Raw genomic sequence first — 2,161 nt, 5'->3', positions numbered from 1 at the left:
CTGGCGTGCCGCGGCGGCGACCTTCCCCCTGCCGATCACGCCGCATCTGGAGCTGCTCGCCGATGTCGACGGGGCGACCGCCAATCGCGCCGCCCAGGGCTTCGGCTTTGCCCGCGCCACTGCCGACTGGCAGGCCCTGGTGGACGATCCCGAGGTGGACCTGGTCGACGTCACCACGCCGAACATCCTGCACGCGCCGATGTGCCGGGCGGTGATCCAGGCGAAGAAGCCGCTCTATTGCGAGAAGCCGCTGGCGCCAGACGCCGCCACCGCGTTCGCCCTGGCGAGGGAGGCGGAGGTGGCGGGCGTGCCGACCTTCGTCGGCTTCAACTACCTGCGCAACCCGATGACCGAGCTGGCCCGTGACATCGTCCGGAGCGGCGAGATCGGCGAGGTCTGGAACTTCCGCGGCATCCATGCCGAGGACTACATGACCGACCCGGACGGCCCCTGGACCTGGCGGCTGGACCCGAAGGGCGGGGCGGGTGCCGTGGCCGATCTCGGCAGCCACATCGTGAGCCTCGCCCGCTATCTGGTCGGGCCGATCGAGACCCTGTCCGCCGACCTCGACACGGTGGTCGCCGAGCGGCCGACCCGCGAGGGCGGACGCCAGGTGGTCGAGGTCGACGACCAGGCCCGGGCACTGGTCCGCTTCGCCGGTGGGGCGAAGGGCACGCTGGAGGCGTCCTGGGTCGCGACCGGGCGCAAGATGTACCAGGTGGTAGAGCTGACCGGCTCCAGGGGCGCGCTCGTGCTGAACATGGAGCGGATGAACGAGCTGAAGCTCTATGTGACGGGCCGCACGCCGGCGCTCGATGGCTGGGTCGAGATCCCGGCCACCCCGGCGCACAAGGACTATGCCGGGTTCATCCCCGCACCCGGCCACCAGCTCGGCTTCAACGACATCAAGACCATCGAGGTCGCGGAGATCGTGCGCAGCCTGTGCGGGCAGGGGCAGCGGCCCGTGCCGGACTTCCGCGAGGCCGCCGAGATCCAGGCGGTGATCGACGCCATGCTGATGTCGGCCAGGACCGGAACCTGGGTGTCGGTCGACGAGGTGGCCCGGGCGGCCGGTCGATGAGCCTGGCCCCGCCGCCCAAGGCGGGCAGTTATCGGACCATCTATGCCGACCCGCCCTGGACGTTCGGCACCTGGTCGGAACGGGGCAAGGGCCGCAGCGCCGAGGCGCATTACGACACGCTCGGCATCGACGGCATCGCGGCCCTGCCGGTGGCGGACTGGGCAGCTAAGGACGCCGTGCTCCTGATGTGGATCACCGACCCGCTCCTGCCGCGTGGCCTGGAAGTGATCCGCGCCTGGGGCTTCACCTACAAGACGGTGGGCTTCCACTGGACCAAGCAGAACCGTTCCGGGGACGGCTTCTTCACCGGCATGGGCTTTTGGACCCGCGCCAATCCGGAGCTCTGCCTGCTCGCCACCCGCGGCAAGCCCAAACGTCGCTCGGGCGGGGTCAAGCGGCTGGTGGTGGCACCCAGGCGCGAGCATTCGCGCAAGCCCAACGAGGTGCGTGACCGGATCGAGGCCTTATGCGATGGGCCCTATCTGGAGATGTTCGGGCGGGACAGCCGACCGGGCTGGGACATCTGGGGTAACCAGGCGGGCCTGTTCGACCAGGGCCCGGTGCGCACCCGTCGCCGACCCTCGCGCGAGCCGCCGCTGCGTGCGGGGGCGGAGGAACTGCCGGAGCGTTGAGCAGCACGCTGGTACGGCAGCCGCTGGGCCTCGTTTGCCGGGACATCCCGCCGCTCGGCGGTCTCGAACTGGCGCTGATCGTGAGCCAACCGGAATATTTCGCCGACCTCTCGCTCGCCGGCCTCCGTCGCCACCTGCATGAGCTGATCCGGGCCGAGCGGCGGAGCTGTTCTTGGACCAGCCCGGTCCTGACGGCCTTCGAAGCCCGCCAGATGCATGCATCGTGCCTGTTCGAGCGGCGTCCGCCATACACCGGCAGATGACGGACGAATGGCCTGCCAGCGGGTTGGCGGAGCCGAGCTTCGCTCCTAGCATCGCGTCCCCGCGGCTAAGGCTGCGTGGTGCGGAGGCAGGCCATGGCCGGGATCGTCGATGCAGTCTCCCTCGACCGGGCACTGGGCGAACTCGAGGCGGCGCGCTCCTGGAGCCCCAGGGTGGTGTCGCGGCT

The 2,161-nt window shown here is 70.3% G+C and carries 3 protein-coding genes; all 3 read left to right on the top strand.

All coding sequences use genetic code 11. The annotated features are described in order from the left end of the window. On the top strand, positions 1–1,081 hold a 1,081-nt coding region (locus EQG76_RS06940), incomplete at its 5' end, for a Gfo/Idh/MocA family protein (protein WP_159711851.1). Then, complete coding sequence (locus EQG76_RS06935; protein WP_159711849.1) at positions 1,078–1,713, top strand: MT-A70 family methyltransferase; 636 nt, start codon at positions 1,078–1,080, stop codon at positions 1,711–1,713. The genes EQG76_RS06940 and EQG76_RS06935, both read left to right, overlap by 4 nt. Further along, the gene (locus EQG76_RS06930; RefSeq protein WP_159711847.1) at positions 1,710–1,976 is read left to right on the top strand and encodes a hypothetical protein; all 267 of its coding nucleotides are present in this window, start codon (positions 1,710–1,712) and stop codon (positions 1,974–1,976) included. The genes EQG76_RS06935 and EQG76_RS06930 overlap by 4 nt, the downstream gene beginning before the upstream one ends. The last annotated feature ends 185 nt before the right edge of the window (positions 1,977–2,161 follow it).

Origin of the sequence: Geminicoccus flavidas, from assembly GCF_009806515.1 — a bacterium.
Taxonomy (GTDB): Bacteria; Pseudomonadota; Alphaproteobacteria; order Geminicoccales; family Geminicoccaceae; genus Geminicoccus; species Geminicoccus flavidus.
The sequence above is the reverse complement of the archived record's forward strand: the minus strand, read 5'-3'. Positions and strand labels throughout refer to the sequence as shown.